Origin of the sequence: Sphingobium abikonense NBRC 16140 (assembly GCF_001598335.1) — a bacterium.
GTDB classification, from domain to species: domain Bacteria; phylum Pseudomonadota; class Alphaproteobacteria; order Sphingomonadales; family Sphingomonadaceae; genus Sphingobium; species Sphingobium abikonense.
Genome location: NZ_BCYT01000005.1, coordinates 297,122 through 309,906, shown reverse-complemented (window position 1 = coordinate 309,906; position 12,785 = coordinate 297,122). Strand labels below are relative to the sequence as shown.

21 protein-coding genes are annotated in these 12,785 nt (G+C 63.3%); 16 read left to right on the top strand and 5 right to left on the bottom strand.

Features of this window, described 5'->3' with window-relative positions; genetic code table 11:
• Positions 1-32: 32 nt before the first annotated feature.
• Together SAB01S_RS08660 and SAB01S_RS08655 are read right to left on the bottom strand one after the other, a co-directional pair.
• A complete protein-coding gene (locus tag SAB01S_RS08660; protein WP_062732632.1) occupies positions 33-458 on the bottom strand; it encodes an HIRAN domain-containing protein in 426 nt (141 codons plus the stop codon).
• Positions 458-1,123 carry an XRE family transcriptional regulator gene (locus tag SAB01S_RS08655; RefSeq protein ID WP_062732631.1) on the bottom strand — a complete coding sequence of 222 codons (666 nt, stop codon included), beginning with the start codon at positions 1,121-1,123 and terminating at the stop codon, positions 458-460. Before SAB01S_RS08655 ends, SAB01S_RS08660 begins: the two co-directional genes overlap by 1 nt.
• 34 nt (positions 1,124-1,157) lie before the next feature.
• Between SAB01S_RS08655 and SAB01S_RS18060 the strand changes: the two genes are divergently transcribed.
• The 16 genes from SAB01S_RS18060 to SAB01S_RS08585 all read left to right on the top strand — a co-directional run bounded on the left by SAB01S_RS18060 (position 1,158) and on the right by SAB01S_RS08585 (position 10,174).
• A complete protein-coding gene (locus tag SAB01S_RS18060; RefSeq protein ID WP_369405239.1) occupies positions 1,158-1,553 on the top strand; it encodes a transcriptional regulator in 396 nt (131 codons plus the stop codon).
• Positions 1,550-2,008, top strand: a complete 459-nt coding sequence (locus SAB01S_RS18615) for a hypothetical protein (protein ID WP_062732630.1) — start codon at positions 1,550-1,552, stop codon at positions 2,006-2,008. The genes SAB01S_RS18060 and SAB01S_RS18615 overlap by 4 nt, the downstream gene beginning before the upstream one ends.
• Complete coding sequence (locus SAB01S_RS08645; RefSeq protein WP_169802554.1) at positions 2,005-2,376, top strand: ogr/Delta-like zinc finger family protein; 372 nt, start codon at positions 2,005-2,007, stop codon at positions 2,374-2,376. The genes SAB01S_RS18615 and SAB01S_RS08645 overlap by 4 nt, the downstream gene beginning before the upstream one ends.
• 282 nt (positions 2,377-2,658) lie before the next feature.
• A complete protein-coding gene (locus SAB01S_RS08635; RefSeq protein ID WP_062732627.1) occupies positions 2,659-5,301 on the top strand; it encodes a toprim domain-containing protein in 2,643 nt (880 codons plus the stop codon).
• Positions 5,298-5,492 (top strand): hypothetical protein, encoded by a 195-nt coding sequence (locus SAB01S_RS08630; protein WP_062732626.1) that lies wholly within the window; start codon positions 5,298-5,300, stop codon positions 5,490-5,492. Before SAB01S_RS08635 ends, SAB01S_RS08630 begins: the two co-directional genes overlap by 4 nt.
• Entirely contained in the window at positions 5,485-5,793 is a 309-nt protein-coding gene (locus SAB01S_RS08625) for a hypothetical protein (RefSeq protein ID WP_062732625.1), read from the top strand. Before SAB01S_RS08630 ends, SAB01S_RS08625 begins: the two co-directional genes overlap by 8 nt.
• A gap of 22 nt (positions 5,794-5,815) precedes the next feature.
• Positions 5,816-6,130: a hypothetical protein gene (locus SAB01S_RS08620; protein ID WP_062732624.1), complete on the top strand. Its 315-nt coding sequence runs from the start codon at positions 5,816-5,818 to the stop codon at positions 6,128-6,130.
• A gap of 1 nt (position 6,131) precedes the next feature.
• On the top strand, positions 6,132-6,284 hold the full coding sequence (locus tag SAB01S_RS18435; protein ID WP_157078301.1) for a hypothetical protein: 153 nt from the start codon (positions 6,132-6,134) through the stop codon (positions 6,282-6,284).
• A complete protein-coding gene (locus SAB01S_RS08615) occupies positions 6,281-6,481 on the top strand; it encodes a hypothetical protein (protein ID WP_062732623.1) in 201 nt (66 codons plus the stop codon). The genes SAB01S_RS18435 and SAB01S_RS08615 overlap by 4 nt, the downstream gene beginning before the upstream one ends.
• Positions 6,478-6,717: a hypothetical protein gene (locus tag SAB01S_RS08610; RefSeq protein ID WP_062732622.1), complete on the top strand. Its 240-nt coding sequence runs from the start codon at positions 6,478-6,480 to the stop codon at positions 6,715-6,717. The genes SAB01S_RS08615 and SAB01S_RS08610 overlap by 4 nt, the downstream gene beginning before the upstream one ends.
• Positions 6,717-6,893, top strand: a complete 177-nt coding sequence (locus SAB01S_RS18430; RefSeq protein ID WP_157078300.1) for a hypothetical protein — start codon at positions 6,717-6,719, stop codon at positions 6,891-6,893. The genes SAB01S_RS08610 and SAB01S_RS18430 overlap by 1 nt, the downstream gene beginning before the upstream one ends.
• 272 nt (positions 6,894-7,165) lie before the next feature.
• Complete coding sequence (locus tag SAB01S_RS08605) at positions 7,166-7,447, top strand: hypothetical protein (RefSeq protein ID WP_157078299.1); 282 nt, start codon at positions 7,166-7,168, stop codon at positions 7,445-7,447.
• On the top strand, positions 7,444-8,301 hold the full coding sequence (locus SAB01S_RS08600) for a BRO-N domain-containing protein (protein WP_062732620.1): 858 nt from the start codon (positions 7,444-7,446) through the stop codon (positions 8,299-8,301). The genes SAB01S_RS08605 and SAB01S_RS08600 overlap by 4 nt, the downstream gene beginning before the upstream one ends.
• Positions 8,294-8,821, top strand: coding sequence for a hypothetical protein (locus SAB01S_RS08595; RefSeq protein WP_157078298.1), 528 nt, complete (start codon positions 8,294-8,296; stop codon positions 8,819-8,821). Before SAB01S_RS08600 ends, SAB01S_RS08595 begins: the two co-directional genes overlap by 8 nt.
• The gene (locus SAB01S_RS19020; RefSeq protein ID WP_083951235.1) at positions 8,818-9,099 is read left to right on the top strand and encodes a helix-turn-helix domain-containing protein; all 282 of its coding nucleotides are present in this window, start codon (positions 8,818-8,820) and stop codon (positions 9,097-9,099) included. Before SAB01S_RS08595 ends, SAB01S_RS19020 begins: the two co-directional genes overlap by 4 nt.
• The gene (locus tag SAB01S_RS08585) at positions 9,086-10,174 is read left to right on the top strand and encodes a tyrosine-type recombinase/integrase (RefSeq protein WP_245646428.1); all 1,089 of its coding nucleotides are present in this window, start codon (positions 9,086-9,088) and stop codon (positions 10,172-10,174) included. Before SAB01S_RS19020 ends, SAB01S_RS08585 begins: the two co-directional genes overlap by 14 nt.
• Positions 10,175-10,294: 120 nt before the next feature.
• Here the strand turns inward: SAB01S_RS08585 and SAB01S_RS08580 are convergent, their stop codons facing one another.
• The 3 genes from SAB01S_RS08580 to SAB01S_RS08570 form a co-directional block, all read right to left on the bottom strand.
• A complete protein-coding gene (locus SAB01S_RS08580) occupies positions 10,295-11,299 on the bottom strand; it encodes a helix-turn-helix domain-containing protein (protein ID WP_062732617.1) in 1,005 nt (334 codons plus the stop codon).
• A gap of 191 nt (positions 11,300-11,490) precedes the next feature.
• On the bottom strand, positions 11,491-12,342 hold the full coding sequence (locus SAB01S_RS08575; protein WP_062732616.1) for a D-amino-acid transaminase: 852 nt from the start codon (positions 12,340-12,342) through the stop codon (positions 11,491-11,493).
• A 113-nt stretch (positions 12,343-12,455) separates the two neighbouring features.
• Positions 12,456-12,776, bottom strand: a complete 321-nt coding sequence (locus tag SAB01S_RS08570) for a hypothetical protein (protein ID WP_062732615.1) — start codon at positions 12,774-12,776, stop codon at positions 12,456-12,458.
• Between the last annotated feature and the right edge of the window lie 9 nt (positions 12,777-12,785).

The following is a 12,785-nucleotide window of genomic DNA, read 5'->3' as shown; positions in this document are numbered from 1 at the left end:
TCGTTTTCAGACCTTTCGAATTTTAAAGCGCCCTAGCCATCTGGCCATTCCTCATCCGGATAGAAGTCAGGCGATGGCGACTGCAGCAATGCCGCACTGCTATGAGGCGATTCCGATCGTGCCTCCGGCACTACAGGCGCTTCCCCATCAAACGCTACGCGGATCCATGCGCCCTTATCAGTTTGCCCCTGAAAGATCGCCTGCACCTCGCGCCCTTGCCGGATCAGCTGCCCGATGCGGCCGCACCGCTCCGCCGATACATAGCCCAGCTGCACGCCCCGCTCCGAGAATATCCCGATTGCCAGCGGATCATGCTTGTTTTTCGGTTCGAGCTGCAGCTCCACCGGATCGCCTGGATGGCACAACAGCGCCTCGAAACGCCTGTCGGACCCGTCGCGATTGGGAAAGCCCAGCCCCTTGATCTGCAGCGACATTGCAGGAAGCCGGTCGCTGATCATCAAAGGCTCTTCACCGCCGCGATCACGCGCCCCACGACGAACAATTCCCCGTCAGCCGCATATTCGTCGCGCACCAGCTGATTGTCGGAACTGATGCGAATACGCCCATCTGGCAATGCGCGCAGCCGCTTGATCATCCCCCATCCCGAATAGACCACTGCCCAGATCATGTCTCCCATTTCGGGCCGCGTCTGCGACCGGTCGATGATGACGATGTCCTGGTCATGGATAGTCGGCATCATCGAATCGCCGATGCCCTTCGTGGTGCACAGCATGTCGGGCGAAGCGTTAGTGAACTGCCGGATCCAGCTGGCCGAAAACTTGACCTTTTCCACGTCGACATGATCGGTGTCGAGAAAGCTGGCGCCCATGCCGAATTTCAGGTCGATGCTGTCGATCTCGACGATATCGCTGTTGGGTTCTTCCCCGCCTACCGGTGCCGCGACCAGCTGCCGCGACGTCGACCCGTCATCGGTCTCACCCATCAGATATTCGGCCGACGTCTCCAGCTCGCGCGCAATTTTGTGCGTATGCTTCGATCCCTGCGCGGGTTCATTCATCATTTTCCAGATAGCCGTGGCTGACACGCCCACGCGGCGCGCCAGTTCGCTTTGCGTCATGCCTTTTTCAGCCATCAGGGCCACTAGTCGATCGCGCCGGAACATAGGGCGATCATTACAACCTTGGTAAAATTGAGCGATGCAACTTTTATTGTTGATACCGCCATCAACTTTAGTTAAATCATCAACCATGGTTGAAACATTCACCCCCTATGAAGCGCTGCAGTTGGCGCTGGACAGCCTCGGCTCTCAGTCGGAGCTGGCCCGCATTTGCGGCGTCTCTCCGACGGCAGTTTGGAAATGGGTCCAAAGCTCAAAGCGTATTCCTCCCGAATATGTCCTGCGCGTCGAAGCGGCGTCTGGCGTTTCCCGGCATTGGCTTCGGCCCGACATTTACCCTGTTGATATGCCACCTGCCCCGGTGCGCTTTCATGGGGCCGATCGGCGGGTTGGAGCCCGCAATAGCGGGCTAGATAGTCGGAAAGCCGCCGTCTCCTTCAAACGTCAGCAAGTTTCGAAGGGGGTCGCTCTATGACCAAGATCCGCGAACCTTTGACTTATCAATACACTCTCACAAAGGTCGCCGCCCTGATCGGTTGGGATCGCTGCGCGGCCATTTGCGGGGTGCGCTCCGATCGCACCGTGCGGCTTTGGTCGGACCCTGATTGCGAAACGGAAATTCGCATGATCGACGCGGAACGCCTTGATCGGGCCTTTCTCGACCACGGCGGCGATCACGCGCCGTTTCACCGCCTGCATGCCTTGCGGATCGACATGGCATCACGCGAGGGGCCTGATCTGTGTTTGTCAGTCCTTGCTGCGGCTGCGGCCAAGGAAACAGGCGAAGCCATCGCTGCCCTCATAAGCGCAAGCGCATGCAGCGACCATCGCACCGTCCGCCGCACCCGCAAAGAAGTGGAGGAGGCGATAGAAATCCTGACCAGCGGCCTCGCCGCCTTGGATCGCCGCGAAAAGGGGGATCAGCCATGAGCATGAACCGTCATCCCCCGCGGCCGCTGATCGAGGCGCCGCTGCAATTCCGCACCAGCTCGGGCGGCGAGCGCGCCAAGCATAACGCGCTCATCACCTGCCCCAAATGCGATGCGCCCTGTTTCATTCGCCGCAGTGTCCGTGTGACCGAACGGGTCAAGCATATCGACGCCCACTGCACCAACACCGGCTGCGCCCATACCTTCGGGCTCGAACTGGTGTTTCGCCACTCCTACAATCCCGGCCTGATCGACCGGCCCGATCTGGATTTGCCCGTCTGCCCGCGCGACCAGGTGCCGCATGTCATGCCGCCCACCCGCGACGCACCGGATGATCCGGACCAGATGACGATGTTCGACCCCGGCTGACCGCCGGCAATCGCACCGAAAACCAGAACTGACTGACGGCCGCGTTGCGGCCGAGGGGGACGCTTTGCCTACTGACTTGCGCCATATGCCTGCCTGCGACGGATGCGGCGGCCGCTATCGCACCCTGTTCGACGCCTTCCAGAATGATCGCGGCTTCGTCCGTCTCTGCGGGGCCTGCGCGGATCCTGCGCGCGGCCCCGCCCGCCCTTATACCGGCCCTTATCCCATCCGCGCCCCGCGCGCGGCGCCGACCCTCCGCCTTGTTACGGGGGGCGCGTCCCGGTGAACCTCGAAGCCCAGATCCTCAAATCCCTGCAGGACCGCTTCCGCTTTCGAAAGCCAAAGGGTGAATGGATGCAGGAAGGGCAATGCCCCGACTGCAAACAGTGGGAACTCTATTGTTCGGCCAAAAATCCCAAGATCGTGCGCTGCTCGCGCGAAGAGCGCTGCGGCTATGAAGACAGCGTCCGCAACCTCCTGCCCGACTTGTTCGAGGATTGGTCGCGCCGCTTCCCTACGACCGACGTCAATCCGACTGCCGCTGCCGACGCCTATCTGCTGCACGAACGCGGCTTCGACCTCCAATATCTGCGCGGCGCCTATAGCCAGGAAGTCTATCACGATCCCGAAACCAACCAGTCGGCGGCGACCGTGCGCTTCCCGATCGGTGACACCTGGTGGGAACGGATCATCGACCGCCCCGGTCGCTTCGGGAAAAAGGCGCATTTTAAGAAGGGCGGCAAGCCCGGCGGCCATGTCTGGATGCCCCCGCATGTCACCATACAGGATTGCGCCCAGGCCGATCGCATCTTCATCACCGAAGGGATCTTCAACGCCCAGGCGCTGTTCCAGGGCGCGGGCCTGCTGGCCGTGTCGGCCATGTCCTGCAACTACTGGCCCGAACATTTCCTCGCCCAGTTGAACGATGCCCTGCGCGTCATCAAGCGGCCGACCAGGCCCGAACTCGTCTTCGCCTTCGATCCCGGTGCCGCCGGCGTTAAATGGACCCGCAAGTTCGTCGACCGCGCGGCCGATGAAGGCTGGCCCGCCAGCGCTGCCCAGGTCCGCCCCGATGGGGAGGGCACCACCCTCGACTGGAACGACCTCCTGCTTCGCCATCAACAGTGGAAGGGCGATCGGGACAAGGCCCCCCTGTCGCCCGAAATGATCGCCGACTATTGCTGGAACGGCGACGTCACCCTCGCGAAAAAGCCCCGCGAAAAGGCGCGCCTGATCTTTGAGAAGAAGGCGCTGGCCAGCTTCGATTTCCGCCATGGCAATCGCCTGTGGTGGTGCCGCAGCACCTGGAAGGACGAACAACATGAACTGATCGTCGAGGAAATCGCCAACTGCGCCTTCCGCATGCTCTACCGCGAACGCGACGCGATCGCCGACGAAACCAATTATTTCCTCCAGATCGACTTCCCGGATCAGGGCACGGAAAAGGCGCGCTTCAGCGCCGCTGCCTGCGCCAGCTCGGGCGAATTCAAGAAGCGGCTGATGGACTTCGCCGGCATGTGGAGCGGCTCGGGCGAACAGCTGGACCGCCTGATGCGCAACCAGACGCGCAAGCTCAAGGTGGTCGAGCCCATCCCCTTCACTGGCTATTCCGCCCCGCACCGCGCCTGGCTCTTTGGCGACTTCGCTGTGCGGGAAGGACGCATCGAAAAGCTCAACAGCGAAAATTATTTCGATTTCGGCCAGCAGGCGGTGAAGCTGCGCAGCGCCGAACGCCTGCTCGATATCCAATATGATCCCGATCGCATCGCCTTTGCATGGGTCGATGACGTCTGGACCGCTTACGGCCCCAAGGGGCTGATCACGCTTGCTTTCTTCGTCATGAGCTTTTTCGCGGTCCAGATCCGCGAAAAACATAAATCGCTTGGTTTCCTGGAACTGACCGGGCCGCCGGGCTCGGGCAAATCCACCCTGGTCGAATTCATGTGGAAGCTGGCGGGGCGTTCCGGATACGAAGGCTTCGATCCCAACAAGGGCACACCCGCCTTTATTGCGCGCAGCCTGCTCAAGGTCGCGAACCTGCCCGTCGGCCTGATCGAGGGCGGCCGCGACGATGACAAGCGCACCGGCACGCGCCAGTTCGACTATAATGAATTGCTGGTCCTCTATGGCGGTCGCTCCCCGCGCGGCCTGGGCCAGAAATCCGGCGGCTATGAAACGTCGGAACCGCCTTTCCTGGGCGCGATCTACCTCATGCAGAATGAACGGATCGACGCGCACCCAGCCGTGCTCGAACGCCTCATGTCGATGGCGATCGACAAGGCGCGCTGGTCCGAAGCGACCAAGGACGCCGCCATTCGCCTCGAAACCTGGCCGATGGAGGAAGTCTCGGGCACCGTCGTCCATGTCGTCCGCAACGAAGCCAAATTCCTACCCTTCTTCTTCGACCGCTTCGCCGCCCATGATCGCGACATGCCGCGCCGCGTGCCCGGCCTGGTCAACAGTCGCCCGATCAAGACGCATTCGCAGCTCGCCGCCGCTGTCGAGGCGCTGCCGCACCTCTTCCCGTCCATCCGTCCCGAATGGATCGCCGAAACCCTGCAGCTGGTCGACGGCATGGCGCTGGACCGCCAGCAATCCTGCGGCGGCGACCATCCCCTGGTCGCGCGCTTCTGGGAACAGGTGGAATTCCTGCTCGATCGCGAAAAGCTGACCGATCACGACGAAGGCAAGTCCATCAACCAGCATCGCGATCCGGGCAAGATCGCCATTCGCCTGGTCGAATTCGAATCCCGCTGCCGCAATGCGGGCATCATCCCGCCTGACATCGACAAGCTCAAGAAACTGCTGCGCGGATCCAAGTCCCGCAAATTCCTGGGCGCCAGCGAAAATGTGAACAACCCCGCAGGGCAGGTGGTGCGCTGCTGGGTTTTCGAAAACCCTCAAAACCCGGAGAATGTCCTGTGACCAAGCACCGCATTGCGGCGCGCGATCAGCGCGCGCCGCTCACATCGCCGCATACCCGCACCGTCATCTGCGCCCGCTGCCAAGTCGAAAATCATTCGCCCGATGGCGCCTTGCCCGAAACATGGATGGCCGTCGCCGGCGGCGCGATCTGCCCTGACTGCACCGGCACGAAGGGGCGGCACCATGGCTAAGCATCGCTGCGACGTCACCGGCTGCACCCGCAACCGTTTCCGCTGGCAGCGCGTCTGCGCCCGCTGCTTTGCCGTCCTGCCGCGCCGCCTGACGCTGGCGCTGATCGCCGCCTACCGGTCTGGCGACCGCCCCGCCTGGCGCGCCCTACAAAAGGAAGGGGGCCGGCTCCTGGCCGACAATCTCGCCTCCGAAAGCCGCCGCCTGTCTGCCCGCGCCAATCGCCTCGGCCGGGGCTTCCCGCCCGTCACCGCGCAACAGGCATTCGCCAATCACCAGCGCCTGCTGGGCGAACAGGACTGATCTTGCCGAAAGGATCCAGCACATGAATGTCACCCCGCTTCGCCCGTCCACCATGCCCCCCAAATCGGCTGTCATCACCCGGGCGGAACGCGCCACCGCGCGCATCGCGCTCTACGCCGCCGCCTTGCTTCGGAACGTCGATGCCGTCGCGCTTCGCGATCTGGGCATCGCGCTCGCCACCGCCGCCACCCATGACTGCATCCCCCGGTACAGCGACAACAGCCATCTGGTCCGCATCATGCAGGATCTGGGCTGGCACAAGGACGGCTATGCGGGCGTCGGTCGGACGCGCAGTCCCCTTTACCGGCGCACCCGCCCCACGCGGCCGCTGTCCTGACATGCCCGGCGTCGATCTCCGCGCCTGCACGGCCCATCCCGCCGCCCGCTTTGCCGGCTGCGTCGGTCTCGCGGCCCTGTGGCTCTTCGCCTTCCCCCTGCTCCACTGGCTCTGCCTCGCGGCCGATGCCCTGATCGAAAGGTTGCTCCCATGACGGAACGTGCCGTTCGCACCGTAAATCTCGCCAGACAGGCGGCTGACCACCTCGCCGGGCTGGGCGAACTCGGCCGCGCCGAAGACGTCCGCGCCCTGATCCGCAGCAACACCGCCTATCGCACCACGCTCCAGCGGCTCCAGCGCGACAATCTCGAACTGCGGGCCGCCCTTCATGCGCGAAAGGGCCGGTCATGACCCAATTTGAATTGCTCGAATTCGCCAGCGCCGCGCGCCCCGTCCCCGTCCTCCAGGCTGACCGCGACGAATTCTGCCGCGCGCTGATGCTCCAGGGCTACAGCCCCCGACGTGCCCTCGATCTGGCCCAATCGCTCGACGACAATGACGGCGCTCTCCAGATGCTCGCCCGCCACCGCGTCAACGCCACGCCGCCATCTCGATATCATTGGCACGGCGAAAAGGGGGACGCTTGATGGATAGCGCCCCGACCAATGATGCCGCCCCCGCGCGCCCCACGCGCCGCCGCGCTCGCTCGCTTGAGGAACAACTCGCGATGATCGCCGCCGGCGCGCGCCTGGTCCCCACCTTCAAACCCACCCGCCCGACGATCGACGCCACCTTGGGCGGCGTCAGTGCTGGCTGGCTGTGAGGGGAGACAACATGATCTTGACAATTCGATATGGCGAGCGCAGCTTCCGCCTCGCCTTCGCAAATACGGCGGAGGTGCGGTTTGGAAGCCGCAACGGACTCTGCCGATCAGGCGCGCTTAGGGAGATTTCCGGGCGCGTTTTTCTATGGTCGGGCGCATCGGGAGGCCTTCGTGCCTGCCGGTCCCGCAGGGTCCGCCGGTCTTCCAACCCGGTGTTGCCCGGCCACCAGATTGGAAGCTGCTGGTCGGGTCCGTGCGAAAGGACTCTGACCATGAGCTATGCAGCTTCTGGCGCGACTGTGTCGCGCCTGTTTGATCCCGACAAGAACACCCACATCGCTTTGTCCGAAGACGCCGAACTGGAACTGCGCATGCTGTTCCGCGCGATGGAAGTCTGCGCCATCGTCGCTGACACCCCGCCCGACCAGACCGGCGCGGAGATTGAGCCGCATCATGTCGCGCCGCTCCTCTTCACCTTCGCGCGCCACGGACAGCGCATCATGGCCGATGCCCGCACCCGCCACCCAGCCCGCCGCGAAAGGAAACCAGCATGAGCGCGCTTAGCATCTTCCTTTTCCACGCTGATCAGGTCCGCACCGTCATCATTGATGGAGAGATATGGTTCGTCGCTGGCGATGTATCGAAAATCTTGGGCTATCGCGACGCAGCCAACATGCTCCGAAACCTCGATAAAGAGGAGCAACGTACTCACAGTGTGAGTAGGTTGGAGGGCGGTCGCTTGGTCGAACGTCCGCTAACGATCATTTCGGAGAGCGGCGTCTATCACGCGATCCTCAAATCACGCCGCCCCGAAGCGGTTGCATTCCGCAAATGGGTCACGGGCACCCTTCTGCCGAAGCTGGCTAGGGAAGGCAGCTTCAACCTCGCCGCCGCAAATGCGCCCAACAGGTTCATCTTGCTTGATCGCCGCGAAAAAGCGGTTCGCGCCATCGCTGCTGCCCAATCGGAAGGGGCGAAGGAAATTCACTGGCGCACGATCGCTGCCTATTGCGAGGCGCTGGGCGATCCCTGCCCGCCGATCGAGGCGTTCGGGCGGGCCTCTAGCGCCGACATGGCGGATATGCGCCGGCTATGGGCGATCATTCGGCCCGCGCTCGACACCGAAACCCTCGCCAATCACAGCCGCAATGCCGACGCTGGTGAGATCGCCCTTCACCCAACCGAATTGCTTCCGTTCCTTGCTGATAGGGGCATGCCGCTCCAGCGCACCCGCTTGCTCGATCTTTTACGGCTAAGCGACAATCCGCGTTTCATGGCCGCCAAGAATGTTAATTCCCGTGATGGGGCGATCCGGCGCTGCATCGTGTTTCGGCATTTGTCGGCGGGCGTGAACTCATTTGATAGCGATCAGCCGCTCCTGCCATTTGATGGAGGGGCAAGTGAATGACTCCGTCGCTAACCGCTTCATGCCGCTCCTTTCAGAAGCTCAAGCCGCCCTTGATCGCCGCCTGCGCCAATATCCCGCGCTGGTCGCATCTGGCCGCCTGGAGGAAAAGGCCGCGGCGTCGGAAATCCGCACATGGCAGGCGATCGTCGCCGACTGGCGCTTCGCCCTTATGGGTGAAGGGGCAAAGGATGATGCTGCGTCGATCGATGACAAGATCGCCGTGCTCACTGAAGCGATTCAGCGCCACAACGCCGCTCTGGCGAAGGAGATCAGGGGATCGGTCGAAGCGGTGCGCCGCGACTGTGTCGAGGGGGCCGACATCGCCCGCCTGCGCGATCGCCATGGCGACGCGGTTGAAACCATATTGGACCTTCACCATCGGCGCGGGCGGATCGAGGAATTGCGCGACTGGTATCGTTCCGAACAGGCGGGCTGGCCCGGTCTCTTCCATGGGATTGACGATTATCTCGCCTTTCACCGCCAGCTCCGCGGCTCCCGTGCACAGAAACGGGCGGCATGACCGATCACGCTATCCTTTTGACAGAAGACGAAGCGGCGGCGCGGATGCGCCTGTGCGCGAAGACCCTGCGTAAGGCGCGCCAGGCGGGGCAGCTTCACTATATCTTGATTGGTCGGGCGGTTCGCTACACTGTCGCGGACCTCGAATCATATGTCGAGCAACTCCGGCAGGTGACACCCGCATGCGCTCCAGCCCCGCCTACTCGCAGGACGTCCGTTCAGCGCCGCGCCGGCGAACATGTCATCATCCCCTTTACGGAGCGCAATGCCGGCCGGTGAATGCGTGACTGTCTACAAGCCAAAGGGCAAACCCCACTATCTCTATGATTTCCAGTTCCAGGGCCGGCGCCACTACGGCTCGACGGGCTGCACCACCAAGCGCCTAGCGGAGGAATTCGAGCGCCGCGTGCGCCATCGCGCTGCCCTTCCCGATCAGCAGCGCCAGGCCATCACCGTGAATGAGGCCGCCGGCCTCTACCAGGAACATGTCGAGCGCGCGCCCAGCTGGCGGACCATGCGCTACATGATCGCGGCCCTGGTCGAAGGGCTCGGGGCGGGCAAGCTCCTGTCCGAAATCTCTCAGCGCGATCTTCAGGTCTATTTCGCCAAACGCCGCGACGGCCGCGCCAATGCCAGCGTCAATCGCGAGATTGAAAACGCCCGCGCGATCTGGCGCCACGCCGATGACAGCGACTATGACATCGGGGCGATGCCCAAATGGGGTCGCCTCTTCCTGAAGGTGCCCCGCAAGCCCCCGCGCGAGCTCGAGGATACCGAAGAGAAAAAGCTGTTCCTGGCGCTGCGGAACGATGTGTCGGACGCGGTCGATTTCCTGCTCAAGTCAGGATGGCGGCGGGGCGAAGTGCTCGGCCTGGGCTGGGCCGACGTCAACCTGCCGCGCAAACAGGCCATTACCCGGATCAAGGGTGGAGATTTTGTCGTGCGTCCGCTCACCACCGCCCTGGTCGAGATCATCGCGCGCCAGCCCCACTCCGACGACGACGAAGGCAAGCCATTCGTCTTCACCTATGTCTGCCAGAAAAGCCGGGGCAACCGCCGCGCCGGCAAGCGCTATCCCTTGACCGCGACGGCCCTGCGCAAGCCCTTCGAACAGGCGAAGGCCGATGCCGGCGTCGACAATCTGCGCATTCATGATCTGCGCCACACGCGCGGCACGCGCATCGTGCGCGCCACCGGCTCGCTCGCAGCCGCCAAGGAAGCGCTCAAGCACCGCCGGATAGAAACGACGCTGCGCTACGCGCACGTCCTGGACGACGACGTCCGCAACGCGCTCGAAGCGAGCGAGTCCCGACATAGTCCCGACCAAACGAAAAAGAAAAAGCGGAAAGCCTAGCTTTCCCGCGCCCCAGCGACCTACCAACACTCACCGTGTAAACGAGACGCTCTACCAACTGAGCTAATCGCCCCCGTGGGGAAGGCGCCTATTGCGGCGAAATGGTGCGGCGGTCAAGCCTCAGCCGCACAGCAATCGTCGGCTGGCGCCGAACCAGCGCGTCATGGCTTCGGCCGTGTCGTCCGCCAGCGAAATGAACACGCGGCGGCCGTCCTGGGGGTCCGCATGCCGCAGCACCATGCCCTTGTCGGTCAGCGTACGAATCCAGCGCAACGCCGTCGTAGGCGGAACGGCGGCGGCGATACACAGGCTGGACACGGATACGCGTTCCTGCTCCAGCCGGGCCGCAAGCAAATCGAGCAGCATGTCCCAGGCCGGATCGGCGAACAGGTCGCCGGGCAGGAAATCGGCCCGGATACGCCGCGCGCGCAGCATGTCGCGGACCTGTTGCCCGGTCAAAGAGGCCGCCGGGGCGGGGCGGGCAGGCTCCGTGAAGGATGTAATGACTGGCATGCCGATATAGTCGCTCGGCCGGTCGGAAATGCGCGGCCCAAGGTCGAAACTGGGCGCGGCGGCGATCTTGTTCCGCTGCGTCAGCGCATCGAGCGTACGCGCCAAACGTCCGACTTCCTCGCTTAGTTGCTGAAGGCGCAGGCCTTCGCGATCAACCTCATGCACGCTGCCGGAAAGGGGCCGATGGTCGCCCGCCGTGACGAGGGCGGCGGCCAGTTCCACCGGGTCGGGATCGCACAAAAGCTGAGTATGGGCGCTTCGGATGCACGCAAAGACAAGGTCTATCGTGTCCCATCCCGCCACCAGCACGACCGCCATGCCGGTCTGGATCGCCTGCGTTTCCACTTGGACCAGCAGCCGTTCCAGCGTCGCGGTCATGATCGGGCAGAACAGCAGGAGCGTGTCGCACTGCGTTTGCTCGTCGAGCCTGGCCGAGGCGTCGGCGAGGCCGGTCACGCCCAGCAAACGCAGTTTCGCCGCGTCCGCAATCGGCGCGACCTCTTCCATATCGGCCCAGTCGGCGACGACGAGCAGGCTCTGCCGGTCATCGCGCTTTGCGATTGGCAATTCAGCAGCCTTGAAAGGCACTTGGCTAGAAAAATTGTCCGTCATGATTCTTCACCTGTTCTAGCTTCGTTCTGGAGAATAAAGCAAGAACGGATCAATTCATCCGGACTCGGGACCGATCTGGGTATTAAGTGGAGAGATTGTTACAAGACCGCCGAGCATAGGTGCCAATTTCATCCGATCCATGTTTCGCGCGGCTGGCCACAATCCATCCATTTTCGATCTATTTGGGAGAGTCAGACCCCCGTGTCGCGGGCAAATTCTATGTAGAGCGCGCGCAGGCGCATGGCGACCGGCCCGGGCCGGCCATCCCCGATCATGGCTCCGTCAATGTGCACCACAGACTGGCACAAGGTGGATGCGCTGGTGATGAATGCCTCCTTCGCCTGTTGGGCTTCGGTGACGGTGAAGGAGCGGCGGATCAGCGCAAGGCCGTTTTCTTGCGCCAGCGCGCCGATGGCCGCGCCCGTGCAGCCCGCCAGCACCGACTGGCTGTAGGACCGGGTGACGATGCCCTCCTCAGTGACGATGAACGCAGTGGAGGATGCGCCTTCCGTCACAAAGCCATCCTCCACCATCCAGGCTTCCTGCGCGCCAGCCTCCCGCGCGGCCTGCTTGGCCATGGCCTGCGCCAGCAGCCCCACGCTTTTGATATCGCGGCGCGCCCAGCGAAGGTCGGGAACCGTGGCGACGGCGATGCCGTCACGCACCGCTGGAATGTCGAGGAACGGCTTGGCCTGCACGAACAGGAACATCGTGGGTTGCAGGCCAACCGGCGGGATGAAATCGCGTGTCGTGTCCGCCCCACGCGTCACTTGAAGATAGACCAGCCCTTCGGTGAGGCCGTTGCGGACGACTAGCTGCTTCTGCACCGCCTCAATCTCTTCCAGGCTAAGCGGCAGGTCGATGCCGATCGCCTTGGTCGAACGCTCCAGCCGGGCAAGATGCGACGCGCTGTCCACCAATTTTCCGTCGATGACCGCCGCCACCTCGTAAATGCCGTCGGCAAAGAGGAAGCCACGGTCGAGCGGCGAAATGCGCGCTTCATCGAGCGGCAGGTAGGTCCCGTTCAGATAGGCGACGGACATGATGGGCGGATTTCCTCAGCAACAGACGGTGGGGTGCTTTTCCTGCTTCGACTGACAGGGTCAACCATTCCGCAGGTTATGGACGCTGCAAATTTCAGTCGCAGTCTCGCGCGTCAATCGCGACGATCGAGCAGGCACCCCCAGCCGGGCTTGAAGCGGGCCGTGCGTGTGGCGAGCAGCGGAACGCTGGCCCGCACGGCCCGCTGTTCCGGCACGTCGGTCAACCTGACCAAGGCCATGCCGGGCTCCTTGTCGTCCGCACACTGTCCCATCGGCCGACCTTCGACATAATGGCAGGAGCAGCCGATGCGCGCGCCATAGGCAGCGCCCAGTTGTGCGCGGGCATGCAAGGTCGGCCACTGCCAGGCAAGCAGGCCAAGAAATATAAGAACGATCAGCATCGCACCGATCCACCATTTCCGTCGAACCGCCATGGCTCTTTC

What these genes read in the sequence shown, in the direction of transcription:
- SAB01S_RS08660 (WP_062732632.1), bottom strand. Translation starts at nt 458, where the DNA reads ATGATCAGCGACCGGCTTCCTGCAATGTCGCTGCAGATCAAGGGGCTG.
- SAB01S_RS08655 (WP_062732631.1), bottom strand. Translation starts at nt 1,123, where the DNA reads ATGTTCCGGCGCGATCGACTAGTGGCCCTGATGGCTGAAAAAGGCATG.
- SAB01S_RS18060 (WP_369405239.1), top strand. Translation starts at nt 1,158, where the DNA reads ATGCAACTTTTATTGTTGATACCGCCATCAACTTTAGTTAAATCATCA.
- SAB01S_RS18615 (WP_062732630.1), top strand. Translation starts at nt 1,550, where the DNA reads ATGACCAAGATCCGCGAACCTTTGACTTATCAATACACTCTCACAAAG.
- SAB01S_RS08645 (WP_169802554.1), top strand. Translation starts at nt 2,005, where the DNA reads ATGAGCATGAACCGTCATCCCCCGCGGCCGCTGATCGAGGCGCCGCTG.
- SAB01S_RS08625 (WP_062732625.1), top strand. Translation starts at nt 5,485, where the DNA reads ATGGCTAAGCATCGCTGCGACGTCACCGGCTGCACCCGCAACCGTTTC.
- SAB01S_RS08620 (WP_062732624.1), top strand. Translation starts at nt 5,816, where the DNA reads ATGAATGTCACCCCGCTTCGCCCGTCCACCATGCCCCCCAAATCGGCT.
- SAB01S_RS18435 (WP_157078301.1), top strand. Translation starts at nt 6,132, where the DNA reads ATGCCCGGCGTCGATCTCCGCGCCTGCACGGCCCATCCCGCCGCCCGC.
- SAB01S_RS08615 (WP_062732623.1), top strand. Translation starts at nt 6,281, where the DNA reads ATGACGGAACGTGCCGTTCGCACCGTAAATCTCGCCAGACAGGCGGCT.
- SAB01S_RS08610 (WP_062732622.1), top strand. Translation starts at nt 6,478, where the DNA reads ATGACCCAATTTGAATTGCTCGAATTCGCCAGCGCCGCGCGCCCCGTC.
- SAB01S_RS18430 (WP_157078300.1), top strand. Translation starts at nt 6,717, where the DNA reads ATGGATAGCGCCCCGACCAATGATGCCGCCCCCGCGCGCCCCACGCGC.
- SAB01S_RS08605 (WP_157078299.1), top strand. Translation starts at nt 7,166, where the DNA reads ATGAGCTATGCAGCTTCTGGCGCGACTGTGTCGCGCCTGTTTGATCCC.
- SAB01S_RS08600 (WP_062732620.1), top strand. Translation starts at nt 7,444, where the DNA reads ATGAGCGCGCTTAGCATCTTCCTTTTCCACGCTGATCAGGTCCGCACC.
- SAB01S_RS19020 (WP_083951235.1), top strand. Translation starts at nt 8,818, where the DNA reads ATGACCGATCACGCTATCCTTTTGACAGAAGACGAAGCGGCGGCGCGG.
- SAB01S_RS08585 (WP_245646428.1), top strand. Translation starts at nt 9,086, where the DNA reads ATGCCGGCCGGTGAATGCGTGACTGTCTACAAGCCAAAGGGCAAACCC.
- SAB01S_RS08580 (WP_062732617.1), bottom strand. Translation starts at nt 11,299, where the DNA reads ATGACGGACAATTTTTCTAGCCAAGTGCCTTTCAAGGCTGCTGAATTG.
- SAB01S_RS08575 (WP_062732616.1), bottom strand. Translation starts at nt 12,342, where the DNA reads ATGTCCGTCGCCTATCTGAACGGGACCTACCTGCCGCTCGATGAAGCG.
- SAB01S_RS08570 (WP_062732615.1), bottom strand. Translation starts at nt 12,776, where the DNA reads ATGGCGGTTCGACGGAAATGGTGGATCGGTGCGATGCTGATCGTTCTT.